The organism is Agrobacterium vitis (genome assembly GCF_014926405.1).
GTDB lineage: Bacteria > Pseudomonadota > Alphaproteobacteria > Rhizobiales > Rhizobiaceae > Allorhizobium > Allorhizobium vitis_H.
Map to the genome: position 1 here is coordinate 1,564,489 of NZ_JACXXJ020000005.1, position 14,705 is coordinate 1,579,193.

Here is a 14,705-nt window from a genome sequence, read left to right on the forward strand (position 1 = left end):
TTTACTGTGGATTTTCATATAATAAATATCAATTTTACAATTACCGGCGTTCTTTACTTATTGTTTTAAATATTTGCTCACCATTCAGCCCTAATCCTGAGTGGGGATTATCGGATGGGGCTAGCAGGATGAACACCGCAACATTGGCGCGATCGCAGGGGCTCGATATCGCAACGCAAATTTCCTTTGCGATGCGCTCTATGGGCATTTCGCCGCTGCCAAGAAATTACGAGCTGTTCTATGAGGCCTATATCGGGTCCAACCCGGTTCTGACCCGCAGGGTCACCGCTCTTGGAAGCCGTGCCACCCAGGATGACCTCGACCGGATTGCCGAGGAATTTTTCGGCCACAATTCCAACCGCATTATTGAAAATGCCCATTCAAGGCTGGTTTCGGAACTGGACAACCTGCTGCGCCTGATGAAGCAAGAGCAAAGTTCGCTCGAGACCTATAACAAGTTGCTGGATGAAACCTGTTCGCGCATCAACGCCAAGAGCAGCGGCAGTGTCGAGTTGCTGCGCAATGCCATCGCACTCCTGACGCGGGCAACAGACGATACGCTGGCCCATGGCGAAAAGACCGCTGAAAGCTTTACCCAGAAATCTGTTGAAATGGATGCCGTGCGGCGTGAACTGGACGAATATAAGCGGATCGCCAACACCGATTCGTTGACCCGGCTTGCCAATCGCCGCGCCTTCGATGAGCGGATGGCTGGTCTGTTCAACTATCCCTCGACACTGACGACAACGTCGCTCATGCTGATCGATATCGACCACTTCAAAAAGATAAACGATACATTCGGCCATCCGGTCGGCGACAAGATCCTGGCGACCGTTGCTGGCGTGATCCGTGCCAATGCACCGCGTGATGCCTTCGTGGCACGGGCGGGTGGTGAGGAATTCGCCATCATCGTTGAGGGCATGCCGGATACCGAAGTGTTCGGGCTGTGCGAACGCATCCGCACCAATCTGGAAAACACCCTGTTTCGCAACTCCCGCACCGGCGTCAATTACGGTCCGGTCACGGTCTCCATCGGCTTTGCCCTGGCCGCCAATTGCCAGGACCCCGGCGAACTTTATAGCCGCAGCGATATCGCCCTGTACTGCGCAAAGAATGCCGGGCGCAATTGCAGCAGGCCGTTTGAACCGGGCATGCGCAAGGATTTCGCCAAGGGCTGGCTGATCTACAAGGGGTGAGTCTTTTTACGATTGATACGAAGGCTCGTATCAGCGTCTGAAGAGCACGTAAAGCTTATCGCGCGACAGGCCCTTTGCCTCGACGTCGCGCAGATACTCCCCAAACTTCGTCTCACCGGTTTGCCCAAGCTCACGCAGATAGGCCCAGGTGAAGATGCCGGTATCGTGACCATCGTCAAAACCGATCCGTACCGCATAATTACCGGTCGGAATAAGCTTGGCAATCGTCACATTGCGCTTGCCGGGCACGGTGATCTTCTGCCCCGGCCCATGGCCCTGCACCTCTGCGGACGGTGAAAGCACCCGGAGCATTTCCGCCGCCAAACTGATGCTTTCCCCATTATCGAAAACCAGCGTCAAAAGCCGCCGATCCGGTGACACCCTGATTTCCTTCGGCCAAACTTCGCTCACCACATTCTCCCTCTCATATTCTAAAGTACCGCCTGCAACACAATCCGAGCAAACCGCTTCGCACTTTTCGGTCTGATCGATTTCCTCTTCGCATCAGATGAACATTCTAGCCGCTATTGCGGACGCAAAACCGCTTCGCACTTTTACTGCAATAGCTTCGAAACCGCTTCGCACTTTTCGGTCTGATCATTTTCCTCTTCGCATCAGATGATCCGAAAACCGCTTCGCACTTTTCGGTCTGATGCTGTATCACCCGATTCAGTCCGATCCAACTTATTCCAGTCGTCCAGCCTGTTGCCTTGCTTGACGGATCGCAATGCGCGCACCAGATTAGTGAGCAATCATGGAGGTTCGCTTGGATTATGCCCCCCGCCTGCACCAGCTGGCGCCAAACTTGCAGGAAAATCAGACCTTGCAGGCCCATACCGGTCTACAGCCAGTGCAGATGCCAGACAAAATGATCGATCCCTTCGGTCGGGCCGTGACCTATCTGCGGGTATCGGTGACGGACCGGTGCGATTTCCGCTGCACCTATTGCATGGCAGAAAACATGAGTTTTTTGCCGAAAAAGGACCTGCTGACACTGGAGGAGCTGGACCGGCTCTGTAGTGCCTTCATCGCCAAGGGCGTGCGCAAGTTGCGCCTGACCGGTGGTGAACCGCTGGTGCGCAAAAATATCATGTTCCTGGTCCGCAGCCTGTCACGCCACTTGCAAAGCGGCGCGCTTGAGGAATTGACGCTGACCACCAATGGATCGCAGCTCGCCCGCCACGCAGCCGAACTGGCTGATGCTGGCGTGCGCCGCATCAACGTTTCGCTGGATACGCTGGATGCGCAGAAATTCCGTACCATCACCCGCTGGGGCGATCTATCCCAGGTCATGAAAGGTATCGATGCGGCCCAGGCGGCGGGTATCCACATCAAGATCAATGCGGTCGCCCTGAAGGGCTTCAACGAGGATGAACTCCCTGATCTGATGCGCTTTGCCCATGGCCGAGGCATGGATCTGACGCTGATTGAAACCATGCCGATGGGCGAGATCGACGAGGACCGCACAGACCGGTATTTGCCGCTTTCCGAGGTTCGGCAAGGACTGGCAGAGCATTTCACCCTCCAGGATCTCGACTATCAGACTGGCGGCCCGGCCCGTTATCTGCATGTTGAGGAAACCGGTGGCAGGCTTGGGCTGATCACCCCCCTCACGCATAATTTCTGCGAGAGCTGCAACCGCGTTCGCCTGACCTGCACCGGCACGCTTTATATGTGTCTCGGCCAGAACGATGCGGCGGATCTTCGGGCCGCCTTGCGGGCCAGCGAGGATGACGCACTGCTGTCTTCGGCCATTGATGAGGCAATCCTGCGCAAGCCCAAGGGTCATGATTTCATCATCGACCGCACCACTCGCCGCCCCGCCGTATCGCGCCATATGAGCGTCACAGGCGGTTAACAGGTATTTTCAAACCTTTGCATCTATTGGTTTTCTGGATAGAACACCGCATCTAACTCCGGGCAAAGTGGCCGGGTGGACTGTTTGGAAAGCTTTTACTCGATGGTGCTGACCAGAAACATAAAGGGCGCACTGTTCATGGCGGCGGCCATGGCTGGCTTCACCATCAACGACGCCCTGTCGAAATCGCTGACCGAGGTGATGAGCGTTGGACAGATCATGCTGGTGCGCGGAGCGCTGACCACGCTTCTGGTCTATGGCATCGCCCTTCAGGCCCGCGCCGTGATGTCCCCGAAACTGCTCGGCAATCCGCTGATCATGACCCGCGTGCTGTGTGAGATTCTGGCCTCGATCACCTATCTCACAGCCCTGTCTGCTATCCCGCTTGCCAATGCCGCTTCTATCCTGCAATCGCTGCCGCTGGCCGTCACGCTTGGTGCTGCGGTGTTTCTGCGAGAGCCGGTCGGCTGGCGACGCTGGCTTGCCATTATCGCTGGCTTTATCGGGGTGATGATCATTATCCGGCCCGGTCCGGAAGGTTTTACCCTGTCGGCGCTCTACGTGCTGGGCAGCGTGTTTTTCGCCGCCACCCGCGATCTGGTGACGACACGGATCGACAGGGCCACGCCTTCCATCGTCATCACCCTGATGACCGCTGCCGGAAACGCGCTGGCAGGCGCGGCGATCATCCCATTGCAGGGTGGCTGGCAGCCGCTCTCGCTTCCGTCTTTCGGGGTACTGGTCTGTGCCGCTATCTTGATGTTCATTGGCTATCAATGCATCATCCTCGCCATGCGCAGCGCAGACATTTCCTTCATCGCACCCTTCCGCTATTCGGGCCTGCTCTGGGCCATCGGCCTTGGCATTTTGGTGTTTCATGAATGGCCGGACCCCTGGATGCTGCTGGGCATGGCCGTCGTGGTCGGATCGGGCCTTTATACGTTCCACCGTGAAAGGCTGCGGAAAATCCGCGATGCCAGCGCGCTAGCGGTTTGAAACTAGGGAACGCCATGGGAGCCACGGCAACACCAACCGACCTTCCCGGCGTCATTCTGGCCGGTGGACTGTCGCGCCGCATGGGCGCGGATAAGGCAACCACTGTTATGGCAGGCCTTACTCTGCTGGACCATGTCGCCAACCGGCTGTCACCACAGGTCAGCAGTCTCGCCGTCAACAGCAACGACCCGACCCTCGCCACCCATCTACCCCGGATCGGCGACACGATCCTTGGTTACGCCGGGCCGTTGGCAGGTATTGCCCGCGCCATGGAATTTGCCCGGCAGGTCTCATCCTCCAGCCATGTGCTGGTCGCACCCATCGATACGCCCTTCCTCCCGGCGGATCTGACGCAGCGTCTACTGTCCGTGACAGCGGACGAAAAAACCGTCGTGCTGGCGCGGTCACTCGGACGGGTTCACCCGGTCGTCGGTCTTTGGCCGGTCGCGTTGAAAGAAACAATCGAGGACTGGCTGAGTGCGCCAGATAATCGCAAACTTATGCTCTTCCTTGGGAATCAGGCGTGTATCGAGGTCGAATTTCAGGCCATTGAAACCACGCACGGCCCGCTTGATCCATTTTTCAACGTCAACAGCCCGGATGATCTGGCCCGGGCGGAAATCTATCTAAAGGCCCTGCCTCATGACATCAAATGATCGCGTTCCTCAAAGGGTATTCGGCATTTCCGGCTGGAAGAATTCAGGCAAGACGGGGCTGACCGAGCGGCTGGTTGCCGAATTCACGCAGCGTGGGTTCAGGATTTCCACGGTCAAACACGCCCATCATGATTTCGATATCGACAAGCCCGGTGCCGACAGCTACCGGCACCGTCAGGCTGGTGCGGCGGAAGTCGCCATTGTCTCAGGCACGCGCTTTGCCATCATGCATGAGCTGCGGGGAAGCCCCGAACCTGGTCTCAATGACATTTTGCACCGGCTGACACCCTGCGATCTCGTGTTGATCGAAGGCTATAAACGCGAGGCCATCCCGAAAATCGAGGCGCGACGCCTGGACGCAAAGAACGGCGCGCCGCTTGCCCCTGATGATCCGCATATCGTCGCAATCGCTGCCGATCATCAGATCACCGACACAGATCTGCCGGTCTTCGATCTCGACGACACAACGGCAATTGCTGATTTCATCGCCTCGGCTACCGGTCTTTACAATTAAAAATGCCGCCGGATCGCTCCGGCGGCATTGATGATATCCGAGTGTTATCAGCGCGCCGCCTGCACGGGCCGCACCAATGGCGTGACACGGCGGACGGTGACGCGCCGGTTTTGCTGTTCCGGTCCATAGGTCATCACCTTGAGGAACTGCTCACCATAGCCCTGCGTGATCATGTTTTCCGGTGGAATACCGTAAACCTGGGTCAGGACATTGGCGACCGACTCAGCTCTGCGGTCAGACAGCACCAGATTTGACTCAGCCGAACCGACGGCATCGGTATGGCCCTCGATCAGGAAGGTTTCGCCCGGATCGTCCTTCAGCACCCGTACAATGGCATCCGCAACCTTCTTCAACGTGCCAGCCTGGTTCATGGAAATATCGGCGCTACCAGTCGTAAACGTCACGGTATCGAGGTCGATACGGCGCATCTTGTCGCGGATACGGGCGGAATTGCGAACCTCATCAATCGTATAGACACGCTCGACGGGTTCTACCGGCGGCTGCTCCATGAACTTGTAATAATCGCGGTCGGGCGAACTGCCGACATCGATAATATAGTCATTGAGCGGCACCCGCAGGCGCATCGGGGGCAGATCCGCACCCGGATCACGGTAGGCAACGCGCCGGTCGTCGTCGGCGCTATAGAGGTCCGGCGAGTAGAAGAGCACATATTCCTCGCCATTGGCATCGATGCGCGACCTCTGGATCAACTGGCCATAGCGATTGCGCAGGCTGACAATCCGATCACCGTTTTCTTTGAACACGGTGATGCGGACACGCTGGTGATCCACCTGCTCATAGACCGGCGGGCGGCCATATTGGGCAAAGCGGCGGTTGTCGTCGCTGCGGATGACGATCTGGCCACCGTAATCCATCACCTCGCGGTCATCATCGAAGCTGCGCTCGACGCGGACATCGTCAGGGTAGATGAATTGCGGCTGATCGCGCAGACGGCGGCCCTGATATTGATCGATGGATTCGATGCGGATATCCGGGCGCGGACGGTTGCCGTAATAGTCCTGCTGGGCCTGCGCATCGCTTTCGGGAATTGCGTAGCGGTCCTGATCACCGGCCTGCTGACGCAGACGGCGCAACTGATCTTCGGACATGCCACGACGCCAGTTATTGTCCTTGTCGCTATCGAGCACGGGCGCACCGCGATCCACCGGCAGGATGATGGTTTCATCGGTCTGCGACGGCTTGTCGGCCAAAGCGCGCAGACCTCTGCAATTCCTTCGGCGTAAACGGTGCCTGTTCCTGCGGCGGCAATTGCGGACGCAATTGCTGATCACTCACGGCATTATCAGGCGCTCCCGGACGACCGGGTGTCCGGCTGACCCGGCTGTCCATTCTGCCCGGCTTGACCACCCAGACCAGGAGCCCCGCCCTTTCCACCCTGACCGGGAAGACCACCTGCTCACGAGACTGTGTGGCGTTCATTGGCGGCAACAGAGCAGGACGAGGCTTGCCAGCCTCATCATTGCCGGGACCGGGCGGTGGCGGCATGGGAGCATCGGCACGTGGTGCGGCAGGCGCGCCAGGCTGAACGGGCGGTTGCGGCGCCTTCGGTGCACCCGGTGCCTCGGCAGGCGGCTTCGGCCCACCCGGCAACGACGGTTCGGCAACCGGAGGCGCTGGAGGCTTGCCTGCTGGCGGATTGCCCGAAGGGGGCTCCGCGGGCGCGTTAGGCGCAACCGGCTTTACTTGAGGTTCAGGTGTCGTTTTGGGTTCGGGCTTGGCTTGCGGTTCCGGTTCGGCTGGCCGTGGAGCTTGCGGCTTTTGGCCTTCTGTGGTTGGCCTACCGGTGCTTGACCTACTGGGGCTTGACCTTCCGCTTGCGGATTTGGACGCTTCTGGCCTTCCGGGGCTTTTCCAGCCGGAACTTGTTCAGCCGGATTTTGAGCAGCAGGGTTCGCAACGGGCTTCTTGCCAGCCGGTCTCTGGTCTTCCGGTTTCACGGGCTGCGCATCGCCCTTGGGCATTCCAGGTTGAGGGGTTCCGGGCTGGGGTGCAATGGTGCGCTCACCGACCGGCGGTGTCTGTGCGCCTTTCGGCTCACCGGCAGGAGGCACAGGCGGCTGAGATTCACTCTTTTTCGGCTTCACCGGTTTTTCTTGCGGTTCAGCTGGAGGCTCGGCCATTTTCGGCGGCTCCATTTTCGGTGGCGAAGGAGCCTTTTGCGGCTCTATCGCTGGCTCCATCGGCTTTTCATGTTTTTTCTGCGGTGGCGACTCAGCGGAAGGAGCTTCCATTGCTGCCGGAGGCTTTGGCCTGGTCTGTTGAGCAGGCGCTTCTTCCCGGGCGGTTGGCGGGGCTTCGTTGCGAGCGGGTGGCGCTTCAGGGCGTTTCTCTTCTTTCGGCGGTTTTGCGGCCTCAGGTGGGCGCTCCTCACCCGGCTTGCCTTCTTCCGGCGGCCCCTTCTTTTTCTGCTTCGGCAGCTCTTCCGGCGGCGGCTCGGCCTGGGTCATCAGCACGATCCCGTGACCGTCAAGTGTTGTGCCAGCCGACATAGCCCGCATCCGGCCGGCAATATCCTGGCCTTGTGCGAGAGTGTCGGAAGTATAAGAGGCGGCAAAGGATGGTGCGGCAACGAGATTTGCAAGTGCAATCAGCACCGATGCCGTTATCCTGGATTGTACTGCCATGGGTTTTCCTCGCAGTTGAGGCATTTTGCCTCGTTGTTCTTGAATTCGATTCTTTAACGACGTGCTTTTACGCGCCGGATTCTAGGCAGGAAGATGGCTGGATTGGAATGAACGAAGGGTGAATAGCATGTTCACAATATGAGGCGGGGAGTGGCTAGCATTAGCAGTTGCAATTTCCGCAAAAACGGAAAAACTGGCGAAACGTTCCGGCGAAAATTCAAAGAAATGGCCGGCACCTGCGCCAGCGGGACATTCCCATCCCACATGGCAACCAACAGAGAGGATCTCATGCGTATCTCGACCCGTTTTCTGGCCGCCGCCTCCCTTACTGCCCTGTCATTGTTTGCCGGTGGCGCCATGGCTGAAGAAAAGCTCGTTATCGGCACGGAAGGTGCTTATCCGCCCTTCAACAGCCTGGAAGCCGACGGTTCGCTGACCGGTTTCGACATCGATATCGCCAAGGCGCTTTGCGAAGAAATGAAGGTGACATGCACCTTCAAGACCAATGATTGGGATGGCATCATCCCCGCCTTGCAGGCGAAGAAATTCGACGCCATCGTCGCGTCGATGTCGATCACCCCCGAGCGTCTGGAAAAGGTGGATTTCTCCAAGAAATACTACAACACCCCTCCAGCCATCGCCGTGCCGAAGGATTCGCCAGCCAAAAGCGTCGAAGACCTAAAGGGCAAGACCATCGGTGCCCAAAGCTCCACGTCTCATGCCAATTATGCGGAAAAGCATATGGCTGATGCGCAGCTGAAGCTTTACCCGACAGCCGACGAATACAAGCTGGACATCACCAATGGCCGTATCGATGCTGTCATCGACGATGTCGTGGTGCTGACGCAATGGGTCAAAAGCGATGCGGGCACCTGCTGCAAGATCCTGACGCCACTGCCAATCGATCCTGTGATCAACGGCGAGGGTGCTGGCATTGCCGTTCGCAAGGGCGAAACCGCTCTGGCTGACCGCTTCACCAAGGCCATCGCCGCCATTCGTGCCAATGGCACCTACCAGAAGATCAATGCCAAATATTTCGATTTTGACGTTTACGGCGACAAATAAATCGGTTTAAGACGGCGTGATCCGGGGCTACCCGGATCACGCACAACAGACAAAACAAAAACATGCTGCAAAGACCGCAAGGGGAATTGGCTAAATGGGCGGACTCGCTTCCGCGCTCGACGCCTTCTGGGCGCTCGTTTCGCAGATTTTCGATCCCTTTTGCGGCAGCGCCGGGATCTTCACCTGGTTTGCATCCGGGACACTTCTGGCCTGCGGCGACGCTGGCTGGGGCGATGAAATCGGTTTCGGCTTCAAGGTCACCGTCACGCTGGCTGCAGCAACCCTGCCCTTCGGATTGGCAATCGGCTTCCTGATTGCCCTTGCCACGCAAAGCAGCGAGCGCATGCTGCGCCAGGCAGCCGCAATCTATACGACGATCTTTCGCGGCCTGCCCGAACTCCTGACGCTGTTCATCGTCTATTACGGCTCGCAGATCCTGATCCAGGCCGTCCTCGCCTCCATGGGCTTTGAGGAACGGATTGAAATCAACGCATTTTTTGCGGGCATGATCGCGCTGGCTCTGGTGTTTTCGTCCTATTGCGCCGAGGTGCTACAATCGGCTTTTCGCGCCATTCCCTCCGGTCAGTATGAGGCGGGCTTTGCCATAGGCCTGTCGCGCACCAAGACCATGCTGCTGGTGATCGTGCCGCAATTGATCCGCATCGCCCTGCCCGGCATCGTCAATCTGTGGATGAACCTTTTGAAGGATACCGCGCTGGTCTCTGTCATCGGCCTTTCCGACATTATCCGCCAGACCGGCATTGCCGCCCGTGTCACCAAGGAAGCCTTCCTGTTTTACACGATTGCCTGTGCGCTTTATCTGGTGCTGGCAATCCTCTCCTCCATCGCCGTCGGCTATATCGAAAACTGGACGAAACAGTCGGGGGCGAACCGATGAGCCACAGTCTTGAACTGATTCCGCCGCGCCCAGCACCTCCAAGACATGAGCATCGCGTTACCCCTGGCCGGGTATTGGGCGGATCTTTGCTGCTGGTCTGGGCTTTGCTTGGCCTTGGCCTGCTGGCGATGATGATCGGCAATTGGGACCAGGATAAATTCGTCAAATACGGTCCGCGTTTTATTTCGGGCCTTGGGACGACGCTCAGCATCGTCGTCATCTCGATTGCCGCAGGCGCGGTCCTCTCTATCCCAATCGCCTTTGGCCGGATGTCGAAAAACCGTCTGGCCAATGCCGTGACCTATGCCTATGTCTATGTCTTTCGCGGTACGCCGCTGCTGGCGCAGGTTTTTCTGGTCTATTACGGCCTGGGTGGGTTCCGGACGGAATTCGAGGCCGTCGGTCTCTGGTGGTTCTTCCGCGATGCCTGGTATTGCGGGTTGCTGGCTCTGTCACTGAACACGGCCGCCTATCAGGCAGAGATCCTGCGGGGCGCGATCCGCAGCGTTGGACGCGGCCAGCATGAAGGTGCTGCTTCGCTGGGTCTGCCGCGCACCGTCACCTTCTGGAAAATCATCCTGCCGCAGGCGCTGATCGTCGCGCTTCGGCCTTACGGCAATGAAATCATCCTGATGGTCAAGGGTTCGGCCATTCTGTCAATCATCACCGTTCTCGATATGATGGGCGAGACCCGCTACGCCTTCTCGCGCACCTTCGACTACCAGACCTATCTTTGGGCGGCGATCTTCTATCTCACCATTGTCGAAATCCTGCGCCATGGCTGGGCCGCCATCGAGACACGGCTGACGCGCCATCTCAAGCGCTGACAAAACCTGGCAGCACTCAAGGCGATACGCTGCTAACCATATGATTTTTATTTTGAAATGTCATTTATGACAGTTTTGTTAAGCCTCGATTAAGCCTCGCATGGAACCATCTTCCTATCGGACGAACCGATGCGCGACGGGCAGGTCGCACCTGTGCCGCCGGGATCAGAATGGGAACGAAACGAGGTTGCCATGAACACTGACATCAGGAATGACGACACACATAAATCTGGCATGACTTCCGATATGGAAATGATGCTGAAAGGCTATGGCATGACCACAGCGCAAATTCTCTACCGCATGCCTGATCACCAAAACCTGCTGCAAACCTTCATCTGGCAGAATTACGATCTGGCCCCGGATTTTCCGGAAATGCGCGGCTTTCTGAAATTCTGGCAGGAAAAGCTGGATGGACCGCTTCATTCGGTGCGCTATGTCCATCGCAAGCTGATTGCCGCCAATGAATGGCGCGCGCTGAAAGGCGAATTCATCCTGCATTGACAGTGGGCTTTGAAGGGCAGACTGGCGATGTTGCAAAACGCGCCATGAGCCGGTAGACCCTCACGCCAATCGCCTGTTCTCGGCACCGACCATTGACTTTCAATGACGGGCCGAGATCATGCGGATGGATTGAAATTTACGCCAGAGCCTGATGCGCCGGTCCGGTGCGCGGCGGCGTGATCTGAGGGCGACGCAATGGCGAAAATCGATGAAGAGAAGCTGTCTGAGGCTTATAACCGCGCCTTGGCGCTCGAAAAGGCTGGCGATATCGACGCTGCGGTGAAAGCCTATCACGAGGTTCTGGAAATCGACCCGGAAGACCATGGCGGCGCTGCTGTCCGCCTTGCCTCGCTTGGCCGAGGGGAAACGCCGCCGCGTGCCTCCGACGCCTATGTTGAAACGTTGTTTGACCAGCATGCCGAGGATTTCGAAGATATTCTCGTTGATCAGCTCGGCTACGCCGTGCCAGTCATCGTGCGCCAGCGCTTGCAGGAGTTGAAGCTTGGCCCATTCAAGCGCCTGCTGGATCTCGGCTGCGGCACCGGGCTGACCGGCGGCACCCTGCGTGACATGGTGGACGATATCACAGGCATCGATCTTTCGGAAAACATGGTCGAGATCGCCCATGAGAAAGACCTATACGACACGCTTTACGTTGCCGAAGTCGAGGATTTCCTTGAGGACAATGACGAGGACCTGTTCGACGTGATCACCGCCACCGATGTCCTGCCCTATCTCGGCGCGCTTGAGCCGCTGTTTTTCGGCGTATCGGAAAATCTGATGCTGGGCGGCTATTTCATCTTCTCCTCGGAAACCATGGGCGAGGATGTGCCCTACAAGGTCGGGCCGCATCAGCGGTTCGTCCATGCGCAGACCTATATCCGCGAGCGGCTGGCCGCCACCGGCTTCGAGGTCGTCGAAGTCACCGACATCAATGTGCGGATGCAGGATGGTGAGCCTTCCCCGGGCCATCTGGTTATCGCACAATTGAAAACCTTGAACTGATCGAAACCAAGCGAGGGCGAGATGACCGGACCAGATCTTCATCCGCCCTTGCCGCCCTACCGAACCGGCCATCTGCCGGTCACGGACGGCCACCGGATCTATTTCGAATGCAGCGGCAACCGTAAGGGCATCCCGGCCCTTATTCTGCATGGCGGCCCCGGTTCCGGCCTGTCCGAAACCACACGCCGATTCTTCGATCCCGAGCACTATCACATCATCCAGTTCGACCAGCGCCATTGCGGCCGCAGTCTTCCCTTTGCCGGCGATCCGGTGGTCGATCTCAGCACCAATACACTGCCGCATCTGCTTGAGGATATCGAAGCGCTGCGCTTCCATCTTGGCATTCAGCGCTGGCTGGTGATGGGCGGCTCGTGGGGATCAACACTGGCGCTCGCCTATGCCCAAGCGCATCGGACACGGGTTCTCGGCCTGCTGCTGACCATGGTGGTCACGACAAGTGCTGCCGAAATCGAATGGATCACCCGTGGCGTCGGACAGTTTTTTCCTGCAGAACATGCGCGTTTTCTCAGCCATCTACCAAGGGATCAGCAAGACGGTGATCTCATTACCGCCTATCATCGGCTGCTGATCAATCCTGACAAACAGATTCATGAAAAGGCCGCAAGTGCCTGGTGCGAATGGGAATCTGCCATTCTTGCCGTAAAGCCGGACTATAGTCCTCATGCCAGATGGTCGGATGCCCGGTTTCGGCTGTGTTTTGCCCGGCTCGTCACCCACTACTGGTCGCATCGTGCCTGGCTCGCTGACGGAGACATTCGTCAAGGAATCAAACTGTTGGACGGCATTCCTGCCATATTGATTCACGGTCGCCTCGATTTCGGCAGTCCGTTGAAGACGGCCTATGACCTGCATCAGGCCTGGCCGGGCAGTCGGTTGATTATTGTTGAGGATGGCGAACACAATATCAGTGCGCCAGGTATGGCAGCCTGTGTCATTGGGTCCCTGCAACACCTTGCCCACGAATTGAAACACTGATCCGGCACCATCCTCATCAAGGCCGCTTCACCCAAAAATACCTTTTCCTACAGGACGGGCTGCGATACCTCTTGCCGCACGCAATAAGCAAAGGAGTCTTAAAACATGGCCAAGGTGGCATTCATCGGATTGGGCGTCATGGGCTATCCCATGGCCGGACACCTGAAGGCGAAGGGCGGCCATGATGTGACGGTCTATAACCGCACCACGGCCAAGGCCGAAAGCTGGGTGGCCCAGCATGGCGGGGCGCTGGGCCTGACACCGGCAGAGGCCGCGAAGGGTGCTGATTTCGTCTTCACCTGCGTCGGCAATGACGATGACCTGCGCGCCGTCACCATTGGCGCCGATGGCGTTTTCGCTGGCATGAAAGCCGGTGCGATCTTGATCGACAATACCACCGCCTCAGCGGACGTGGCCCGTGAACTTTATGAGGCTGCGAAAGCCAAAGACCTCGGCTTCATCGATGCGCCAGTGTCCGGCGGCCAGGCTGGCGCGGAAAATGGTGTGCTGACGGTGATGTGCGGTGGAGAGGAGTCGGTGTTCGAACAGGCCCGCCCGGTGATCGAAGCTTATGCACGAATGATCGGCCTAATGGGGCCAGCGGGTTCCGGCCAGTTGACCAAGATGATCAACCAAATCTGCATTGCTGGCATCGTTCAGGGCTTGGCTGAAGGCGTGCATTTCGGCAAGCGGGCCGGTCTCGACATCGAAAAGGTCATCGAGGTGATTTCCAAGGGAGCTGCTGGCTCCTGGCAGATGGAAAACCGTCACAAGACCATGGCCGTCGGCAAATATGATTTCGGCTTTGCCGTCGATTGGATGCGCAAGGATCTGGGCATCGTGCTGAACGAAGCCAAGACCAATGGTGCCACCCTGCCGCTTACAGCTCTCGTCGATCAGTTCTATGGGGACGTGCAGAAGCTTGGAGGCAATCGCTGGGACACATCATCCCTGCTGGCCCGGCTGGAAAAATAACAAGTTCGAGGGAGCCTGTCTGTCAGGCTCCCCAACCCTTATTCCTCACCCGATTTGTTATTATCGAGCATCATGTAATCGAGCGGCAATTCGGTCGTGTATTTGATCTGCTCCATGGCGAAGGCAGAGGATACGTCGCGAATCTCGATCTTGGCGATCAGCCGCTTGTAAAAGGCATCATAGGCACCGATGTCAGGCACCACGACCCGCAGCAGATAATCGACGTCACCACTCATGCGATAGAATTCCACCACTTCGGGAAATTCCCCCACCACTTCGGAAAAGCGCTTCAGCCATTCAATCGAATGGGTATTGGTGCGCACCGAGACGAACACCGTCACCTTGGTATTGACCTTAACCGGATCAAGCAGCGCTACACGGCGCTTGATCACGCCATCCTCTTCCATCTTCTGGATACGCCGCCAGCAGGGCGTGGTGGAAAGACCGACCTTCTTGGCGAGGTCAGCAACGGCAAGAGTGGAATCCTCCTGCAGAATACGCAGAATTTTACGGTCCAGACGATCCATGAGCGACACCATTGAAATTTTTTTCCGGTATAGCGCAATTTGGAGC

17 protein-coding genes are annotated in these 14,705 nt (G+C 57.7%); 12 read left to right on the forward strand and 5 right to left on the reverse strand.

Annotated features, from left to right (window positions below):
* The first annotated feature begins 128 nt into the window (after nucleotides 1-128).
* Nucleotides 129-1,196, forward strand: a complete 1,068-nt coding sequence (locus tag IEI95_RS18415) for a GGDEF domain-containing protein (protein ID WP_071206728.1) — start codon at nucleotides 129-131, stop codon at nucleotides 1,194-1,196.
* Nucleotides 1,197-1,226: 30 nt separating this feature from the next.
* Here the strand turns inward: IEI95_RS18415 and IEI95_RS18420 are convergent, their stop codons facing one another.
* Nucleotides 1,227-1,610: a gamma-butyrobetaine hydroxylase family protein gene (locus IEI95_RS18420; RefSeq protein ID WP_194416862.1), complete on the reverse strand. Its 384-nt coding sequence runs from the start codon at nucleotides 1,608-1,610 to the stop codon at nucleotides 1,227-1,229.
* A 442-nt stretch (nucleotides 1,611-2,052) separates the two neighbouring features.
* On the opposite strand from IEI95_RS18420, the gene moaA reads away from it, so the two are divergent.
* The 4 genes from moaA to mobB all read left to right on the forward strand — a co-directional run bounded on the left by moaA (nucleotide 2,053) and on the right by mobB (nucleotide 5,220).
* Complete coding sequence (gene moaA, locus IEI95_RS18425; protein WP_194417324.1) at nucleotides 2,053-3,054, forward strand: GTP 3',8-cyclase MoaA; 1,002 nt, start codon at nucleotides 2,053-2,055, stop codon at nucleotides 3,052-3,054.
* 102 nt (nucleotides 3,055-3,156) lie between these two features.
* Nucleotides 3,157-4,050, forward strand: coding sequence for a DMT family transporter (locus IEI95_RS18430; protein WP_194416863.1), 894 nt, complete (start codon nucleotides 3,157-3,159; stop codon nucleotides 4,048-4,050).
* A gap of 14 nt (nucleotides 4,051-4,064) precedes the next feature.
* Nucleotides 4,065-4,706 (forward strand): molybdenum cofactor guanylyltransferase MobA, encoded by a 642-nt coding sequence (gene mobA / locus IEI95_RS18435; RefSeq protein ID WP_194416864.1) that lies wholly within the window; start codon nucleotides 4,065-4,067, stop codon nucleotides 4,704-4,706.
* A complete protein-coding gene (gene mobB / locus IEI95_RS18440; protein ID WP_156538719.1) occupies nucleotides 4,693-5,220 on the forward strand; it encodes a molybdopterin-guanine dinucleotide biosynthesis protein B in 528 nt (175 codons plus the stop codon). Before mobA ends, mobB begins: the two co-directional genes overlap by 14 nt.
* Nucleotides 5,221-5,267: 47 nt before the next feature.
* Here the strand turns inward: mobB and IEI95_RS18445 are convergent, their stop codons facing one another.
* The 3 genes from IEI95_RS18445 to IEI95_RS18455 form a co-directional block, all read right to left on the reverse strand.
* The gene (locus IEI95_RS18445) at nucleotides 5,268-6,431 is read right to left on the reverse strand and encodes an OmpA family protein (protein WP_234934233.1); all 1,164 of its coding nucleotides are present in this window, start codon (nucleotides 6,429-6,431) and stop codon (nucleotides 5,268-5,270) included.
* Entirely contained in the window at nucleotides 6,403-6,831 is a 429-nt protein-coding gene (locus tag IEI95_RS18450) for a hypothetical protein (protein WP_194416866.1), read from the reverse strand. Before IEI95_RS18450 ends, IEI95_RS18445 begins: the two co-directional genes overlap by 29 nt.
* An 89-nt stretch (nucleotides 6,832-6,920) precedes the next feature.
* The gene (locus IEI95_RS18455) at nucleotides 6,921-7,865 is read right to left on the reverse strand and encodes a hypothetical protein (protein ID WP_194416867.1); all 945 of its coding nucleotides are present in this window, start codon (nucleotides 7,863-7,865) and stop codon (nucleotides 6,921-6,923) included.
* Between the two features lie 288 nt (nucleotides 7,866-8,153).
* Between IEI95_RS18455 and IEI95_RS18460 the strand changes: the two genes are divergently transcribed.
* The 7 genes from IEI95_RS18460 to IEI95_RS18490 all read left to right on the forward strand — a co-directional run bounded on the left by IEI95_RS18460 (nucleotide 8,154) and on the right by IEI95_RS18490 (nucleotide 14,132).
* Nucleotides 8,154-8,930, forward strand: coding sequence for an ABC transporter substrate-binding protein (locus IEI95_RS18460; RefSeq protein WP_156534967.1), 777 nt, complete (start codon nucleotides 8,154-8,156; stop codon nucleotides 8,928-8,930).
* A 94-nt stretch (nucleotides 8,931-9,024) separates the two neighbouring features.
* Nucleotides 9,025-9,828: an ABC transporter permease gene (locus IEI95_RS18465; protein ID WP_156538721.1), complete on the forward strand. Its 804-nt coding sequence runs from the start codon at nucleotides 9,025-9,027 to the stop codon at nucleotides 9,826-9,828.
* Nucleotides 9,825-10,655 carry an ABC transporter permease gene (locus IEI95_RS18470; RefSeq protein WP_156538722.1) on the forward strand — a complete coding sequence of 277 codons (831 nt, stop codon included), beginning with the start codon at nucleotides 9,825-9,827 and terminating at the stop codon, nucleotides 10,653-10,655. The genes IEI95_RS18465 and IEI95_RS18470 overlap by 4 nt, the downstream gene beginning before the upstream one ends.
* Before the next feature lie 234 nt (nucleotides 10,656-10,889).
* Nucleotides 10,890-11,156, forward strand: a complete 267-nt coding sequence (locus IEI95_RS18475) for an usg protein (protein ID WP_041696536.1) — start codon at nucleotides 10,890-10,892, stop codon at nucleotides 11,154-11,156.
* 195 nt (nucleotides 11,157-11,351) lie between these two features.
* Complete coding sequence (locus IEI95_RS18480; protein WP_070164593.1) at nucleotides 11,352-12,161, forward strand: class I SAM-dependent methyltransferase; 810 nt, start codon at nucleotides 11,352-11,354, stop codon at nucleotides 12,159-12,161.
* A 21-nt stretch (nucleotides 12,162-12,182) separates the two neighbouring features.
* The gene (gene pip / locus IEI95_RS18485) at nucleotides 12,183-13,157 is read left to right on the forward strand and encodes a prolyl aminopeptidase (RefSeq protein ID WP_194416868.1); all 975 of its coding nucleotides are present in this window, start codon (nucleotides 12,183-12,185) and stop codon (nucleotides 13,155-13,157) included.
* Nucleotides 13,158-13,262: 105 nt separating this feature from the next.
* Entirely contained in the window at nucleotides 13,263-14,132 is an 870-nt protein-coding gene (locus IEI95_RS18490; RefSeq protein ID WP_156538724.1) for an NAD(P)-dependent oxidoreductase, read from the forward strand.
* A 38-nt stretch (nucleotides 14,133-14,170) separates the two neighbouring features.
* Here the strand turns inward: IEI95_RS18490 and IEI95_RS18495 are convergent, their stop codons facing one another.
* On the reverse strand, nucleotides 14,171-14,659 hold the full coding sequence (locus IEI95_RS18495; RefSeq protein WP_071206766.1) for an Lrp/AsnC family transcriptional regulator: 489 nt from the start codon (nucleotides 14,657-14,659) through the stop codon (nucleotides 14,171-14,173).
* Nucleotides 14,660-14,705: the final 46 nt, after the last annotated feature.